Source organism: Collimonas fungivorans Ter331, from assembly GCF_000221045.1.
Classification (GTDB): domain Bacteria; phylum Pseudomonadota; class Gammaproteobacteria; order Burkholderiales; family Burkholderiaceae_D; genus Collimonas; species Collimonas fungivorans_A.
This window is the reverse complement of the sequence record NC_015856.1, coordinates 2,275,343-2,292,313: the sequence shown is the minus strand read 5'-3', so window position 1 is coordinate 2,292,313 and position 16,971 is coordinate 2,275,343. Positions and strand designations below refer to the sequence as shown.

Below are 16,971 nucleotides of genomic sequence, written 5' to 3'. Positions count from 1 at the left end.
CTTCACCGACAAAAACACTGCACAGTCAGAAAGCTTTAGCGGAATTGCAGAAAATTGCGAAAAACGATACTACTTGAAACCGGGCCCTGAATACCCCATCATACGACCAATAGTTTCCCATTAGCAAGTTCGTTAGCAAGGGAGGGGAAAATGCCTTGTCTATACCCGCGTAAACCCCTTGCGGCAAGCGCAGCCAAGCCCCGCCGCAGACCGGAAAACCACAGCGTCGGGCTTCCGCAAAATTGTCTGAACGTTACCTATATCAGCGTGCTACCATCGCCCGCTTGCGATCGTTCACCTGTCTCTTTTACTTGCCTCATCCATGACTCAGTCTTTGCTCGTCGATAACGCGGCTGCCAGCGGTTTTTCCAGTCACCCGGACGTTCTGCATGGGCCGGTCCGGCCTGAGCTGATACGCGATGAAGTCCTGGCCGACCTGCTTGAGGCGACCGCCGAGCGCATGCCGGCCCAGATCGCCATGGTGTTCGGCGAGCGCCGGCTGAGTTATCAAGAATTCAACCATCATGCCGACCTGGTCGCTTCACGCCTGATCGCCGCCGGCGTCGGTCCGGGCCAGATCGTCGGTTTGTGGCTGCCGCGCGGCATCGACCTGCTGATCATGCAGGCCGGCATCGCCAAGAGCGGCGCCGCCTGGCTGCCGCTGGATGCCGATACGCCGCCGGACCGGATCGCGGTCTGCCTGGAAGACGCGCAAGCACCGGGCATCGTCAGCTGCCAGCAATTCGCGCCGCGCCTGGACTCGGGCCGGTGCCAGGTCTGGACCGCAGAACAGCTGCTAGCGCCCTGCGAGACGCCGTTGCTGCGCCGCCAGCACGTACAGCGCAGCGATCCGGCTTATGTCATCTACACTTCCGGCTCGACCGGCAAGCCGAAAGGCATCGCCATCACCCAGGGCGCCATCTGCCATTTCCTGCGCAGTGAAAACGCGGTATTGGGAATCACCGCCAGCGATCGCGTCTACCAGGGCTTTTCGGTTGCTTTCGACATGTCGTTCGAAGAAATCTGGATCAGCTACCTGGCCGGCGCCACGCTCTGGATCGCGCCCAAGGAGCTAGCTTCCGACCCGGAAGCCTTGCCGCCGGCGCTGGCCGCACAGGGCGTCACCGTATTGCACGCGGTGCCGACCCTGCTGGCCCTGTTCAACCAGGACGTGCCAAGCCTGCGCATCATCAACCTGGGCGGCGAAATGTGCCCGGAAGCGCTGGTCAGCCGCTGGGCAAGGAGCGGCCGGCAAATTTTCAACACCTACGGCCCCACCGAAGCCACGGTATCGGCCAGCCTGGCCGAACTGCGCGCCAATGAAACGGTCACCATAGGCCGGCCCTTGCCTAACTACGGCCTGCTAGTGATTGAGGTGATAACCGGGGCGGCGCCGGAAAACGGCCTGCTCCTGCTGCCGCGCGGCGAAGTCGGCGAACTGTGCATTACCGGCCCCGGCGTCGCCGAGGGTTACCTGGGGCGGCCGGAACTGACGGCCGAGAAATTCCTGGCCAACCCTTGGGCCAGCGGCGAACACGACCGCCGCCTGTACCGCACCGGCGACCTGGCCCGGATCGATGCCGACGGCCGGGTCCAGTGCCTGGGCCGCACCGACGACCAGGTAAAGATCCGTGGCTTCCGCGTTGAGCTGGGAGAAATCGAAGAAGTGCTGGCGCGCCAGCCCGGGGTCGGCACGGTGGCGGTGGTATTGCGCCAGGAAGACGGCATCGACCAGCTGATCGCTTTCATCGTCGCCGAAAGCGGCGCGGAAATCGTCCCTGCGGTTTTGCGCAGCGCCCTGGCCGAACGGCTGCCGCCTTATATGGTGCCCGGTTTCTTCGAAGCGATGCAGGAAATGCCGCGCCTGACTTCCGGCAAGATCGACCGCAAGGCGTTGAAAGCCAGGCCGCTGGCGGCAACCGGCGCCGCCAGCGGTGATTCCGACCTCCCCGAAACGCCGGCCGAAGCGGCCCTGTTCGCAGCGCTGAACAAACTGTTCCCTGGTCAGCCTATCCAGCGCAGCGCCGATTTCTTCAACGATCTCGGCGGCCATTCGCTGTTCGCGGCAAAACTCGCTTCCGCTCTGCGCACCAATCCCGATTTTGCCCACGTGACGGTGCGCGACATATACATGAACCGCACCATCGGCCGCATCGCCCAGGTGCTGGCGGTAGCGCCGGCCGCCGGCATCGCGGTCGACACCGGCTGGAGCACGCCGTCGGACCTGAAGCGCTGGCTGTGCGGCGCCGCCCAGGCCGCCGCCGTGCCGTGGCTGGTGGCGATGCGCATGATGCAATGGCTGGCGCCGTTTTTCACCTATCACTTCTTCACCGGCGATCCGGGCGATTCGATTGCCCTGGCAATCGTGGTGTCGGTGGGCGTATTCCTGCTGGCCACCCTGTTCGAGTTCGCCATTGCGATCGCCGCCAAATGGCTGATCGCCGGACGCCTGAAAGCCGGCCGTTATCCGCTCTGGGGCCTGACCTATTACCGCTGGTGGCTGGCGGACCGCCTGATCGAGGCGGCGCCGGCCTACCTGCTGAGCGGCTCGACCCTGTACAGCTGGTGGCTGCGGGCGCTGGGCGCGCGCATCGGCTCGGAAGTGGTGATCGGCTCCATGACCTTGCGCGCGCATGACCTGCTCACCATAGAGGACGGCGTGAGCATCGGCAACGCCGTCAATTTTGAGAATGCCCGCGTCGAACACGGCGAGCTGTGGCTGGGGCCGATCACCTTGCAGCGCGAAAGCTGCATCGGTTCCTATGTCGTCATGGAAGGCAACACGGATGTCGGCGTCTTCGGCCATGTCGAAGGCCAGAGCGCCATCAGCGAAGGCCAGGCGGTGCCGGCCGGCCGCATCTGGACCGGCTCGCCGGCGCGCGATGCAGGCGCTTTCGACCCTGCCTCGAAACCGCCGCGACCGCCGGTTACGCGCAGGCGTCAGCTGGGCGAATCGATATTTTTCCTGTTCGGCGCCTTCCTCATCACCACCCTGTTTTTCATGCCGGTGTTCCCCAGCTTCATCCTGATCGACTGGCTCGACGACACCGATCGTTTCCCCTGGCTGCAAAGCAACGGCAACGTGCCGTTCCAGCTGACCAAATATTTCGTCATGGCCTTCCCCGCCACCGCGGTGCTGATCGTCTGCACCGCCCTGCTCTCGGCCGGCATCCGCTGGAGCCTGCTGCCGCGCATGCGGGCCGGCAGCTGGCCGGTGCGCAGCAATATCTATTGCAGCAAATGGCTGGTCAACCAGATCCAGGAATCCAGCCTGAGCGTCTTGCACGGCGTCTATGCCACCGTCTACGCGCCCTACTGGTACCGCCTGCTGGGCGCCAAGGTAGGCCGCCATGCCGAGATCTCGACCGCGCTGGGCGTGGTGCCGGACATGCTGACCCTGGGCGACGACACCTTTATCGCCGATGCCGTATTGCTCGGCGACGAACAGATCGAGGGCGGCTGGATGACCATGAAGCCGACCGTGATCTCGCGCCGCAGTTTCGTCGGCAACGGCGCTTACGTGCCGGACGGCAGCATCCTGCCGGAAAACGTCCTGATCGGCGTCCATTCGCGCGCGCCGGACAACGGCCGCATGCAGCCCGGCGACACCTGGCTCGGCTCGCCGCCGATCAACCTGCCGGCGCGCGAGCAGACCAGCGGCTTCCCGGAACACCTGACGTTCCGCCCGTCGCGCCGGCGCCGCCTCGGCCGTTCGCTGGTGGAAGGCTTCCGCATTGTCTCGCCGCATGCGATCGTGATCGCGGTCGGTTATACCGTGGTGCTGAACCTGATGCCGCTCGCCGGCGCCGGCCAGTGGGGCGAAGTGATCTCCTTGCTCACCAGCGCCGGCCTGCTGTACGGCATCGGCACCTTCATCTTCATCGCCGCCCTCAAGTGGCTGCTGATCGGGCGCTACAAGAAATGCAGCGTGCCGATGTGGACCCCGTTCGTCTGGCTGTCGGAGGGCGTCACCAACCTGTATGAAGGCATCGCGATACCGAACTTCATGAGCTACCTGCGCGGCACGCCGTGGCTGCCGCTGGCCCTGAACCTGCTGGGCTGCCATATCGGCCGCGGGGTTTACATGAACACCACCGACATCACCGAGTTCGACTGCGTCACCATTGGCGACTATAGCGAACTGAATGCCCAGGCCTGCCCGCAGACGCACTTGTTCGAAGACCGGGTCATGAAGATCGACCACGTCAACATCGGCAGCCGGGTTTACATGGGGCCGCGCAGCTTCGTGCTGTACAGCGCGACGGTCAACGATAACGCCAAGCTGGGGGCGCTGACGCTGGTGATGAAAGGCGAATCGATCCCGGCGGCCACCAATTGGCGCGGCTGCCCGGCGGCGCCGGCAAAAAACTGAAAGACCGCGAGCATGGAAGTCAGGCACTGGGCATCCTGGATGACTGCCCTGGCGCCCTTCAGCTGCGGCCAGGACACTTTTCAGCTGGTGGTATTTCCTACTGCGGACAATCGATAAAACCAGGAAAAATTGGGCCGGAAAAGAAAAAAACCGCATAAACATTGATGTTTATGCGGTTTCTCTTTACTTCCAACACCAGTTGCCTGGTGCCCACGGAGGGACTCGAACCCCCACACCTTGCGGCACATGGACCTGAACCATGCGCGTCTACCAATTCCGCCACGTGGGCCGTAATGCGAAGCCCCGTAAGACTTACTGCAATTCCGAAGACCGAATAATACGTGAATTCCATGGATCCGGTCAATCGGAGTTTGCGATTTTTATGCAATTATTTACGGCCCGTCATAGGCGATGTTCCAAACCGGCATCGGATCAGCGCTGCAACATCCATTCATGGGCCGGATCGTTCTTGAAATGCCACTCGCGCTTGGGCCCCGCCATCACGTTCAGGTAATAACTGTCGTAGCCGTGCGGCGCCACCACCGGGTGATAACCGCGCGGCACCATCACCACGTCGTGGTTTTCCACCGCCATCGATTCGTCCAGCGAACGATCATCGGTATACACGCGCTGGAAAGCAAAACCCTGCGGCGGATTGAGGCGATGATAATAGGTCTCCTCGAGGAAGCTCTCTTGCGGCAGGTTATCGGTATCGTGCTTGTGCGGCGGGTAGCTTGAAGAATGACCGCCCGGCGTCACCACTTCCACCACCAGCAAATGATCGGCCGGTTCGGTCTGCGGCAGGATATCGCAGACGTAGCGCGTATTGCTACCCTGCCCGCGCACCGAACGCTTGGCCATGCCCGGCTCGATCAGCCGCGCGCCCAGGCCGCCATGGCCGGGCGCGCTGCAGACCGCAATTTCAGCATCGCCATGGGCGCTGATGGTGACGGCGTGGCTGTGCGGCACATACACGGCATACGGCGAACTCTGGTCAAACACGCTTTGCCGTTCGCCGATTTCTTTCCAGGCATGGTCGCCGGCCTGCACGCTGACCACGCCGCGCAGCACCACGATGCACACCTCGCGCTCGGCGGTATCGAAGCGGATCCGTTCAGCGGCCGCCAGGCGATAGGCGGCAAAACCGACAAAACGCCAGTTGGCCGACTGCGGCGTGACGCTGACGATTTCCCGTCCTTGCGCCTGGCCCTTGACGAGCAAGCTCATGCCGCCTCCTTGCCGATGATGTTCACCAGCCCGGCCAAGTGGCGATAACCCATGTCGGCATATTGATAGCTCGGAGCGACGGCCGGATCCTGCTCCGCCTCGACCACCAGCCAGCCGGCGTAGCCATGCCGGTACAGCAAGCGCAGCAAGCCGTCGAAATCGATGGCACCGTCGCCCGGCACGGTAAACGCGCCGTTGATCACCGCCTGCAGGAAACTCCAGTTGCCGTTGCGCGCCATCTTCACCACCGCCGGCCGCACATCCTTGCAATGGACATGGCAGACACGCTTGATATGCTGCTCCAGCACCTGCAACGGATCGCCGCCGGCAAACGTGACGTGGCCGCTGTCGAACAGCAAGCCGACTTCATCGCCGGTCAGCGCCATCAGGCGTTCGATATCGGCCGGGGTTTCAACGTAGGCGCCCATGTGATGGTGGTAAGCCAGGCGCACGCCGTGCGACAAGGTGAAACGCGCAAACGCAGTCAGCTTGTCGGCATACTGCCGCCACTCCAGGTCGCTCAGGAAACGCGGCCGCTTGTAGAGCGGATCCGGCCGGCCCTGGATGGCGTTGGCGACTTCTCCGTACACCATGACCTTGGAACCGTTTTCCGCCAGCAGCCGCAGGTGCGGACCGACGGCGGCGATTTCATCCTCCACCGTGCCGGTCGCCAGGCGGCCGGAATACCAGCCCGAAATACATTCCAGCCGGTATTTGCCGAGCACCGCCGCCAGCGCTGCCGGTTCCTTGGGAAACTTGTTGCCCAGCTCGAAGCCGCGATAACCGATCTGCGCGCCTTCGGCCAGCGCCGTTTCCAGCAGCGTCTCGCCGCCCAGCGAAGGCAGGTCGTCGTTCATCCAGGAAATCGGGTTGATGCCGATCTTTACGTTAAATGTCATGGTCTCTCTCGCAATATAACTCTGGTAACCCCTACACTTTTTGACTGTGGCGGGCTAGTTCATATTCGGCCCGCGCGGCTTGCACCTGCGGCCGTTCGGACACTTCCGGCACCGCCACTTCCCACCAGCAGCCGCCGTCTTCGGTAGTGCGCGCGGGGTCGGTGTCGATGCACACCAAGTAGGTGCGGTCGGCAGCGCGCGCCCGCTGCAGCGCAGCTTCCAGCTGGGCGATGGTCTTGACGTTTTCCGCCAGCGCGCCAAGCGATCTTGCATGCGCGGCAAAATCGACGGCCGGCGCGCCCTGCGGCCCCTGCAGGCAATCTTCCAGCATGTTGTTGAACGGCGCGCCGCCGCAGGCCTGCTGCAGGCGGTTGATGCAGCCGTAGCCGCGGTTGTCCAGCACCACGATGATCAGTTTCTTGCCCAGCATGACCGAGGTGGCGATTTCCGAATTCATCATCAGGTAGCTGCCGTCGCCCACCATCACGATCACGTCGCGTTCCGGCTGCGCCAGCTTGACGCCGAGCGCGCCGGCGATTTCGTAGCCCATGCACGAATAACCGTATTCGACGTGATAGCCGCCCGGAGTCGAGGTGCGCCACAGTTTATGCAATTCGGCCGGCAAGGTGCCGGCGGCGCAGACCACGATATCGTGTACGGTCGAGTCGATGCTGGAGCGCTGCACCGCGCCGATCACCTCGCCGTCATAGGGCAAGGCCGGCGCCTCTATTTCCCGCTGGCCGGTGATCTTGTCGACCGTGGCGCGCCAGCTGTTGGCCTGTTCCAGCGCCAGCGCGTGCCAGCCGGTGCTGGAACGCCAGTCCTGCAAGCCTTGCGACAAGGCAGCCAGCCCTAGCCGGGCGTCGGACAACATCGGCGTCCCCTGCCATTTGATGGCGTCGACTGGATTGACATTGATGCTCAGCAGCCTGGCCTGGCCGAACAGCGAGTGCGAACCGGTGGTGAAATCCTGCAGCCGGGTGCCTACTGCAATCACTACATCGGCCTTCTGCGCCAAGGCATTGGCGGCCGGCGAGCCGGTCACGCCGAGCGCGCCCAGCTGCAAGGGATGGCGCCACGCCAAGGCGCTCTTGCCAGCCTGGGTTTCCGCCACCGGCACCGCATGTTTTTCGGCAAAACAGCGCAGCGCCTCGGTGGCTTCGCCATACAGCACGCCGCCGCCGGCCACGATCAACGGCTGCCTGGCGTTTTTCAGCAGCTCCAGCGCTGCCTGCAGCTCATCCGTTGCCGGCCCCTGGGCGCGGAACCTGACTGTCTGCGGCGCAAAAAACTCGACCGGATAATCGTAAGCCATGGCCTGGACGTCTTGCGGCAGGGCCAGCGTCACCGGCCCGCACTGGGCGGCGTCGGTCAGCACCTGGATCGCACGCGGCAAGGCCGTCAACAGTTGTTCCTGATAATAGATGCGGTCGAAATAGCGCGACAGCGGCCGGAACGCATCGTTGGCGGAGACGCCGCCGTCCTGGAAATTCTCCACCTGCTGCAGCACCGGATCGGGCCGCCGCGAAACAAAGATATCGCCCGGCAGCAGCAGCACCGGCAGGCGGTTCACATGGGCCAGCGCCGCTGCCGTCAGCAGGTTGGTGGCGCCCGGGCCGATCGAACTGGTGACCGCCATCATGCGCCGCCGCATGTGCGTCTTGGCATAGGCGATTGCGGCATGCGCCATGGCTTGTTCGTTATGCGCGCGATAGGTCGGCAACTGCTCCCGATGCTGGTATAACGCCTCGCCCAGGCCAGCTACATTGCCATGGCCGAAGATGGCGAAGACGCCGCCGAACAGCGGCGCCTCGCCGTCGGCGGTATCGACCCGCAAGGCGGCCAGGTAGCGCACCAGCGCTTGCGCCATGGTCAGGCGTATGGTTTTGGCTGCACTCATGCTGCGCGCTCCGCTGGGTTGGATGGCTGTTCGCTGCGGCTGGCTTGCCAGACGCCGATCAGTTTCTCGAATGTGGCCCGCACCTGCCCGATCAAGGCAGCATCGTCGATCTGGCCTTGCAGCCAGAGCTTGGACGGTTCATGGAAAATCGTCCGCCCCACCATGAAACCGCGGCAGGTCTTGCTGTGGCGCGAGGCGCGGAAACCTGCCGCCAGTTCTTCCACCGGCGCCGCCAGCCCCAGCAGCACCACACCGCGGCAATAGGGATCGCGCTCGGCGATCAGGCGGTCGATCGCATCCCACTGGCGGGCCGACATCGATTCCAGTTTCCACCATTCGGGATAAATGCCCAGGTTGTACAAACGCTTGATGCCGCGCAGCACGGTATCCTCGGCCTTAGGCAAATCCTTGGGCGGAATGATTTCCAGCAGCAGTTCATGGCCGCTGACCTGCACCGCGTTGTACAAACCGCGAATCTGGGCTTCCTGCTCCAGGCGTTTTTCAACCGCATCGTCGGGATGGAACTGCACCAGGCATTTGACTACATGTTCCTTAGGCCAGCTCAGCAGATGCGAACCTATCGAACGGCCATAGTCGAATTCCAGCGGATTCGAAAGCGGCAGCTCTACTGTGCGGCCGATCCACCAGCCGCGTCCGGTAGCGGCATTCAACGCATCCTGGCCATAGCGGTCGTCGGACAATATGCCGATCTTCCCTTGCAAACCGAGCGCCTGTTCGGTGGCGGCCACGGCCTGCACCAGCAGCTGCTTGAGCTGCGGCAAGCGCGCCTCGCCGCCGCCGCCAAATTCGCGCGCCAGCTCAAAGAACTGGTTGCGATGGTCGAAGGCGAAGACATTCACCTCATCCCAGGTTTTGCGCGGCACAGTAACCCGGTGCAGGCGCTGCAGGTGCGCATCCTGGTCGGGCCGCTGCATGCGGTCTGCATGTTCAAGGAAATACGCCAGTTCGACCGGCGTCGGCATCGCCGGCGCGCAGGCATGGCGCGACACCACCAGGGCGCCGCAGGCATTGGCGTAACGGCAGCAGCTTTCATCGTCTTCGCCGTTCAGCCAGCCCTTCAGGAATCCGGACAGGAAAGCGTCGCCGGCGCCCAGCACATTGAGCACTTCGACCTGCACGCCCTTGTAGTTGAAACCTGCATCCAGCGATGCTGGAATCGCACCATGGATCACGGCGCAGCCGAGCGGCCCGCGCTTGACCACCAGCGTCGCCTGGCTGACGGCGCGCACCGCCCGCAGGGAGGCGATGATGTCCTGGCCGCCGCCAGCGATCATGAATTCTTCTTCAGTGCCGACCACCAGGTCGAATTTCGGCAGGATGCCTTGCAGGTGTTTGGTCACGCCATCGTTGGCGATGAAACGCGTCTCGCCGTCGCCCTTCTGGGTCAGGCCCCACAATACCGGCCGGTAATCGATGTCGAGCACGGTGCGCACATTGTTGCGGCGCGCGTATTCCAGCGCCAGGCTGCTGCTGCGATGCACCTGTTGCGTGGAAAAATGGGTGCCGGTAATCAGCAGCGCCTTGCTGGAGGCGATGAAAGCCTCATCGATGTCTTCTTCCGCCAGCGCCATGTCGGCGCAGTTATCGCGGTAAAAAATCAGGGGAAAAGTATCCTTGTCTTTCAGGCCCAGCATCACCAGCGCGGTCAGCCGCTCCGGATCGACCTTGATCTGGCTGACATCGCAGCCTTCCGCCGCCAGCGCCGCCGTCAGGAACTGGCCGTTATGCTCATTGCCGACCCGCGCCAGCATCGCCGATTTCAGGCCCAGCCTGGCGCAGCCGAAAGCAATGTTGGCGGAAGAGCCGCCCAGGTACTTGGCGAAGCTGCTGACATCCGCCAGCGGCGCGCCGATCTGCTGCGCATACAGGTCTACCGCCAGGCGCCCGATGCAAACCACATCGAGCTTGCGGCCCGGTGCGAAGGTATTGTTAGTGTTTGGCATGAGTGCTTTCCTTAACTGAACCGTTTGAACTTGGAACTAGACCTGTATGCCTTCCAACTGATTCATCAGCGTCTGCATTTCCGCGCCGCCGGCCATCATGTCTAGCACTTCGTCCTTGCTGACGTTATCCTTGGTGAAGGTGCCCATCGATTTGCCGCGATTGAGCAAGGTGAAGGAATCCCCGATCGGATAGGCATGATGCACATTGTGGGTAATGAAAATCACCGAAATGCCGCGCTCGCGCGCCTTGTGAATCAGCTTGAGTACATTGAACGACTGTTTGACGCCGAGCGCCGCGGTCGGTTCGTCCAAGATCAGGACGCGGGCGCCGAAATGGATCGCGCGGGCGATCGCCAGGCATTGTTTTTCACCGCCCGACATGGTGCCTATCGCATGGTGCGGATCGCGCACCATGATGCCCATTTCAGCCAGTTTTTCGCGCGCCGTCTCGGCTGCGTAATTGATGTCCATGACGGTGATGCCGAATATCTTCTTGGTCGGCTCGCGCCCCATGAAAAAATTGCGCGCCACCGACAGCAGCGGCACCAGGGCCAGGTCCTGGTACACGGTCGCCACGCCGACATCCAGCGCTTCTTTCGGCGAATTGAACGAGACCGGCTTGCCATCGACCAGGTACTCTCCTTCGGACGGCTTGTGCACCCCTGCCAGCGTCTTGATCAGGGTCGACTTGCCGGCGCCGTTATCGCCCAGCAGGCAATGCACTTCGCCCTTTTTCAAACGCAATGTGACGTTCTGCAGGGCGATCACCGAACCGAAATACTTGCTGACGTTTTCCAGCGCCAGAATGGTTTCACTCATGATTACCTCGCCTCCGTCACACGGCGACGGACATAATTGTTGAACAATACGGCCACCAGCAGCATCACGCCGAGGAACACGCGGAACCAGTCCGAATTGAGATTGGTATAGGTGATGCCGATCTGCACCACGCCGAAGATCAGGGCGCCGAAGCAGGCGCCGATCACCGAACCGTAACCGCCGGTCAGCAAGGCGCCGCCGATCACTGCAGCAATAATGGCTTCGAATTCCTTCTGCAAGCCGCGGTCGGCCGCGGCCGAGCCGACGTCGGCCACCTGCAGCACGGCAAACAGGCAGGCGCAGAAAGCGGTGAACACGAACAGCGAAGTCTTGACCCGCTTGACCGGCACGCCGACGTTCTTAGCGGCGTTGGCGTCGCCGCCGACGGCGAAGATCCAGTTGCCGAAACGGGTGCGCGCCAGCACAAAACTTGCCCCCAGCGCCAGCACCAGCCACCAGGCGATCACCTTGGGAATGCCGGCTACCAGCGGCTGGCCGTTGGCCATGGTGGCGATCCAGCCGTGGGCGGCCATCCAGTGGAACAGCCCGCTGCCGAGATTGCCGGTGAACAGCCAGCTGCCCAGCCAGTCGTTCGCCGCGAGGTCGCCGACGCCGCTGACGATGGTGCGGTTGGCGAACATGATCGACAACGCCAGCGTCAGGCCGCGCAAGATGAACATGAACGCCAGCGTGACGATGAAGGAAGGCAGCCGAGTCTTGACCACCAGGTAGCCGTTGAGCCAGCCCAGCGCCATCGAGCCGGCAAAGGCAAACAGCACCGCCAGCCAGAACGGCCAGTGGAAATAGACGGTGGGAATCGCCACCATCATGCCGGCAAAGCCGATCATCGAACCGATCGACAAATCGAATTCGCCGGCGATCATCAGCACGCAAGCGCCGATCGAAATCAGGCCCAGGTAGGCCGCCACCTGCATCCAGTTGACGACGCCATCCAGGTTGAACATGCCCGAATCGCCGGCGGCGAAACCGAATACGATAAAGACCAGGATCGCACCTGCCAGCGAGGCAAATTCCGGCCGTCCCAGGAAACGTTTCAAAGATCCTTCCTTGCGCACCCGCTCGTCTTTCGGCGCGGTCTTCTGCGGCGCTGAAAGATGCGCTGGTGCGCCGTCGGCGCCTAGCTTGTCAGCATGCACACTGCTTGAATTCATGGTTGTATCTCCTGCCTGTATTGGCTGCTGGCCGGCCGCTGGTGAGGCGCAAAACGGAACGGCCTGACGGGGTATGGCGAGATGCCGGGGCGTAGCAAGACCCGGGTGCATCGTCCCCCTGGGGTTTCCACTTATCGGCTGCCGGCAGCGTCGCCGCTCCGGCAGCCATGTTAAAACAAGGCGCTGGATCAGCGATACTGGCCAGCGTATTTCAGCACTTTGTCGAGATTATCCTTGGTGATGTAGCCAGGACCGGAGCTGATGTGGCGCGGTCCGTAGAGCGGCGCCAGGCCATATTCGGCCAGCCGCGCCTGGAACTTCGGATTGGCTTTCAGCTTGGCCTGGATGGTAGCGACATCGGTAGTCTTGTTTTGCGTCATGATGGCCAGCACCGCGACCGGGATATAACCTTGCAGGTAGGGTTGCTGGTCAATCGCAAACTGCACCGAACCATCCTTGATGCCCTTGGCGACTTCCTCCGACAGGTCGAAGGTAGCGAACCACATCTTGCCTTTCAAGCCCATCTTTTGCAGCGCGCGCAAGCTTGGCGAAGCCGAATCCGGACCGAGCGCCAGCACCGCCTGGGTGCCGGGATTGTTGCGCAGGTAGGCGCTGACCTTGCTCTCTATGCCGGTCGGGTCCTGGCCTGCATCCAGCGTTGATTTTTTATAATCGACACCGATGGCCTCGGCAAAACCGCGGCAGCGTTCGAAGGAGGAAGGATTGGTGGCATAGTGGTTGACGCACAAGAAAGACTTGATGCCGGCTGCCTTGGCTTTTTCGCCGGCGCCCTTGCCTGCATCGTATTCCGGCTGGCCGACGTGCATGATCGCGCCCAGCTCTTCACTTTGCTGCTGGGTGCCGGAATTGATGGTGACCAGCGGGATTTTCTTGGCGGTGACGTTTTCCATGGCTTTTTTCAGCACGCTGAAATCGGCGATGCTGGCGATCACGCCGTCATAATGACGGGCCGCGGCCTGCTCGATCAGGCGCGACATGTCGGCCAGGTCGCCGTTGGGCGGATTGCGGTAATCGACTGTAACGTTGAAATCTTCGCCGGCCTGCTTGATGGCGTTCTTGATGGTGTTCCACCAGGAATCGGAATCCGGTGCGTGGCTGATCAGGACGAATTTTTCATTGGCGGCATAACTGGGGTTCATGGCGCCAAAGCTCATCGCCAGCGCAGTCACCATCAAGGCCCTGGCCAGGCCCTTGCATCTGAGTCGTTGCATAGTTGTCTCCGTTGTTGTTTTATTCACTATTCTTTAGGCTGATCGCCCGGATCCGACAGCGTCATCGGTATTAAACAATAGAACAAGCGGATTCAATATGCAACGTTTTTTTCAATTAAATTTAAATTAGAATTTTATTTTCACTTGCAAAATTTTCTTTATAATTGCTTCACGACATAAATCAGAAAGAACACCATGGCAGATACGCCGACTGTCGACCAGCTGATGCTGCAAATCGCGGAACAATACGCGACGCTTTCGCGCCAGCTGAAGATTATCGCCACCTATGTGGAACAGCACCGCAGCAGCCTGATGCTGGAACGGATCAGCGACATTGCCGAACATTGCGATGTGCAGCCGTCCGCCATCGTGCGCTTCGCCAAGCAGTTCGGCTTCAGCGGCTTCAGCGAGATGCAGGCGGTTTTCCGCGACGCCTATACGGCGCAGGCGATCCCTTCGCAAAACTACCAGCAACGGATACGCAAGCTGATCGACGCCAAGCCGACCCCGCTCACCGGCGGCTCGATGGCGCGCGAATTCATCGCCGCCAGCCGCAGCGGCCTGGATGAACTGCTGAACGGCATGGACGACGTGCAGTTCGACGCCGCGGTCAAGCTGTTGCAGAAGGCCGAGAACATCTACGTGATCGGCGTGCGCCGCTCCTTCCCTATCGCCAGCTACATCGTGTATGCCTTGCAGCATACCAACAAGCGCGTGCACCTGCTGTCCGGATTGGGCGGCATGATCCGCGAGCAGATCCGCAGCATAGGCAAGAACGATGTGGTGATCGCAATCAGCTTTACGCCCTACGGCAAGGAAACCCAGGCTTGCGTACGGCTGGCGCACCACCACCAGGCCAAGTCGCTGGTCATCACCGACAGCCAGCTGAGTCCGCTGGCCCGGCATGCTTCGGTATTGCTGACGGTCAAGGAAGGCAGCGCATTTGCATTTCGCTCGCTGACCAACGCCATGTGCCTTTGCCAGGCCCTGTTTATTGCGCTGGCTTATAGGCTTGAGCTTAATGTGGAGGAAACGGGTGCAATTGAAGGCTACGATGAATAAATGACAAGATAATTCGAGTACAATTTTCCGTCTGCAGTCGCCGTAAGCTGGCAGCGCTGATTGGGGGGAAATATGGCGGAACTGAAGCACATCGAGAGTAAGAATAGTACGCGACGGAGCGAGAAAGTTGGACTTGCCACGGGCGGAGGGTGGTGGTTATGATGATGCCATGGAAGCAAGAATCAACAAACTTGAAGAGCTCGCGATCGAAACGCGCGACCGCCTTTCTCGCATAGAGACCAGGCTGGATAACTGCGCCACAAAAGCGGACGTCAAAGATCTTGAAGCCACCATGTACAAGGAGTTCGCCACCTTGTATAAAGCGCTGGATGGACTGACCTGGAAACTGATAGGCGCTGCGGGACTATTGGTTTCAGCCGTGTATTTCATTGCTGCGCAAGCAAAACCCTGATCCCGCACTCTCCCTGTCGCCAAATCCCCCTCGGTAGTCACCTTTCCCGATAAAACGCCAATGCCATCGCGCAGGCAAACGCCCTCAAAGCAATACCGGCTGCTTTGACAGCAGCGATTCGCGCAACGCTATGCCGATGCGGGTCGCCTCGGTAGCATCATCCAAAGTCAGCACCAGCTTGCGCTGGCGCCGTATCGCATCGACGAAAGTGCTGACCTCGGTCAGGAAGGCGTCTTCGAAACGTTCGAAGAAACTGGGCACGCATTCATTGCGGACGCCATGGGCGTCGGCGATTTCCAGGCGGTTCTTGCGCGGATTGCTGCCCACGGTCAGGCGCCCTGCCGTGCCGGTGATTTCAGTCATGGTGTCGTGCCCATGCGCCATCGTACGCGAGGCGTAGAAGGTGGCCAGCTTGCCATTGTCGAATTCGCAAATGGCGACGCCGTTATCGACGTCCTGGAACTGCTGCAGGTCTTGATGGATGGCGCGGGTGCCGCTGGCATAGACACGGACCGGGCGCGGGTTGCCGAGCAGCCAGCGCGCCAGGTCGATATCGTGCACGCTGCAATCGAGGAAGATGCCACCGCTGGTGGCGGCGAACTTGACGAAAAAGCCGTCCGGATCGTGCTGGTCGCAAGTCTGCGAATACACCATGAACGGCGCACCGATCGCGCCCTGCTGGATTTTTTCATAGGCATCCTGGTAGCTGGCGTCGAAGCGGCGCACAAAACCGATCATCACCTTCAGTTGCGGATGGCGCGCAGCTTCAGCGCTGACCAGGCGGCAATCTTCCAGGTCCAGCGACAAGGGCTTTTCGCAAAACACGTGTTTGCCAGCCTGTAAAGCCTGGATGATCTGCTGCGGATGCAAGGATGTCGGCGTCACCAGGAATACTGCATCCAGCCCGTCGTGGGCCAGCAAGGCCTGGTAGTCGGCGTACAGATGCGGCACCTGGAGTGCGTCGCGCGCCCATTCGAGTTCTGCCGGCAAGGGGCTGCAGGCCGCCACCAGTTCAGCGCCGGCCACCCGCGACATCAGGTTTTCCGCATGCCGCCTCCCTAGCCTGCCAAGGCCGACGATGCCGACTTTCAGTGTCCGGGAATGATTCATTTGGCCAGCTCGACGGTACGGTTTTCACGCCAGGACAGGGTTGCCGCTTCGGCCAGTTCTAGGGCCTTGACGCCGTCTTCAATCGTGGTGCGTACCGCCACTTTGTTCACCACCGCATCAAAAAAATGGGCGATCTCGCTGGCATAGGCAGCGCGATAGCGTTCCAGGAAAAAATGCTCGGGCTTGTCCTGGCTGACGCTGTGCCCGGTGGCGGCGACCACCTCGGTCGGCTTGTGATTGCCGGCCTGCAGCATACCTTTGCTGCCCAACACTTCGAAACGCTGGTCGTAGCCATAGGCGGCACGGCGGCTGGTATTGATCTGGCACAGGCGGCCGCGCCGGCTGCGGATGGTGACGGCGGTGCAATCGATGTCGCCGGCTTCGGCTATCGCCGGATCGGTCAGGCAGCTGCCGGTGGCCGAGATGCTGACGGCTTCGTCTTCCAGTATCCAGCGGAAAATGTCGAAATCGTGGATCAGCATATCCTTGAATATGCCGCCCGAGCTCTTGATATACGATACCGGCGGCGCGCCGGGGTCGCGGCTGGTGACGATCAGCATTTCCGGATCGCCGATTTCGCCGGCGGCCAGGCGCGTCTTCAAGGCATGGAATGTCGGATCGAAACGGCGTTGGAAACCGATCATGCAAGTCACCCCGGCGTCCGCCACCGCGCGCGCGCACGCCTTGGCGCGCTCCAGCGTCAGGTCGACCGGTTTCTCGCAAAAGATCGCCTTGCCGGCCGCCGCCGCGCGCATGATCAGTTCTGCGTGGGTGTCGGTGCTGGTTAATTAATTAACTCCCT

General features: G+C 61.7%; 11 protein-coding genes, 1 tRNA gene and 1 pseudogene. 3 read left to right on the top strand and 10 right to left on the bottom strand.

The features are described from left to right. Nucleotides 1-322 precede the first annotated feature (322 nt). Nucleotides 323-4,372 carry a Pls/PosA family non-ribosomal peptide synthetase gene (locus tag CFU_RS10045; RefSeq protein WP_014005929.1) on the top strand — a complete coding sequence of 1,350 codons (4,050 nt, stop codon included), beginning with the start codon at nt 323-325 and terminating at the stop codon, nt 4,370-4,372. Between the two features lie 204 nt (nt 4,373-4,576). Here the strand turns inward: CFU_RS10045 and CFU_RS10040 are convergent. From CFU_RS10040 to CFU_RS10005, 8 genes are all read right to left on the bottom strand, one after another. Further along, nucleotides 4,577-4,661, bottom strand: a tRNA-Leu gene (locus tag CFU_RS10040). A 143-nt stretch (nt 4,662-4,804) separates the two neighbouring features. After that, nucleotides 4,805-5,599, bottom strand: a complete 795-nt coding sequence (iolB, locus tag CFU_RS10035) for a 5-deoxy-glucuronate isomerase (protein ID WP_014005928.1) — start codon at nt 5,597-5,599, stop codon at nt 4,805-4,807. Next, complete coding sequence (gene iolE / locus CFU_RS10030; RefSeq protein WP_014005927.1) at nt 5,596-6,498, bottom strand: myo-inosose-2 dehydratase; 903 nt, start codon at nt 6,496-6,498, stop codon at nt 5,596-5,598. Before iolE ends, iolB begins: the two co-directional genes overlap by 4 nt. Nucleotides 6,499-6,529: 31 nt before the next feature. After that, the gene (iolD, locus tag CFU_RS10025; RefSeq protein ID WP_014005926.1) at nt 6,530-8,398 is read right to left on the bottom strand and encodes a 3D-(3,5/4)-trihydroxycyclohexane-1,2-dione acylhydrolase (decyclizing); all 1,869 of its coding nucleotides are present in this window, start codon (nt 8,396-8,398) and stop codon (nt 6,530-6,532) included. Beyond that, nucleotides 8,395-10,362, bottom strand: a complete 1,968-nt coding sequence (locus CFU_RS10020) for a bifunctional 5-dehydro-2-deoxygluconokinase/5-dehydro-2-deoxyphosphogluconate aldolase (protein ID WP_014005925.1) — start codon at nt 10,360-10,362, stop codon at nt 8,395-8,397. Before CFU_RS10020 ends, iolD begins: the two co-directional genes overlap by 4 nt. 36 nt (nt 10,363-10,398) lie before the next feature. Further along, nucleotides 10,399-11,181 (bottom strand): ATP-binding cassette domain-containing protein, encoded by a 783-nt coding sequence (locus CFU_RS10015; protein ID WP_014005924.1) that lies wholly within the window; start codon nt 11,179-11,181, stop codon nt 10,399-10,401. A gap of 2 nt (nt 11,182-11,183) precedes the next feature. Further along, a complete protein-coding gene (locus CFU_RS10010) occupies nt 11,184-12,353 on the bottom strand; it encodes an ABC transporter permease (protein ID WP_041741677.1) in 1,170 nt (389 codons plus the stop codon). Nucleotides 12,354-12,541: 188 nt separating this feature from the next. Further along, the gene (locus tag CFU_RS10005) at nt 12,542-13,585 is read right to left on the bottom strand and encodes a sugar ABC transporter substrate-binding protein (RefSeq protein ID WP_041741676.1); all 1,044 of its coding nucleotides are present in this window, start codon (nt 13,583-13,585) and stop codon (nt 12,542-12,544) included. Nucleotides 13,586-13,780: 195 nt separating this feature from the next. Here CFU_RS10005 and CFU_RS10000 point away from each other — a divergent pair, with 195 nt between their 5' ends. Continuing rightward, nucleotides 13,781-14,647, top strand: a complete 867-nt coding sequence (locus tag CFU_RS10000; protein ID WP_014005921.1) for a MurR/RpiR family transcriptional regulator — start codon at nt 13,781-13,783, stop codon at nt 14,645-14,647. A 127-nt stretch (nt 14,648-14,774) separates the two neighbouring features. Beyond that, the gene (locus CFU_RS09995; protein ID WP_041741675.1) at nt 14,775-15,059 is read left to right on the top strand and encodes a hypothetical protein; all 285 of its coding nucleotides are present in this window, start codon (nt 14,775-14,777) and stop codon (nt 15,057-15,059) included. 84 nt (nt 15,060-15,143) lie between these two features. Here the strand turns inward: CFU_RS09995 and CFU_RS09990 are convergent, their stop codons facing one another. Further along, the gene (locus tag CFU_RS09990; protein WP_014005920.1) at nt 15,144-16,169 is read right to left on the bottom strand and encodes a Gfo/Idh/MocA family oxidoreductase; all 1,026 of its coding nucleotides are present in this window, start codon (nt 16,167-16,169) and stop codon (nt 15,144-15,146) included. Beyond that, nucleotides 16,166-16,954, bottom strand: a pseudogene (locus CFU_RS09985) (Gfo/Idh/MocA family oxidoreductase); the annotation flags it as partial. The pseudogene CFU_RS09985 and the gene CFU_RS09990, both read right to left, overlap by 4 nt. Nucleotides 16,955-16,971: the final 17 nt, after the last annotated feature.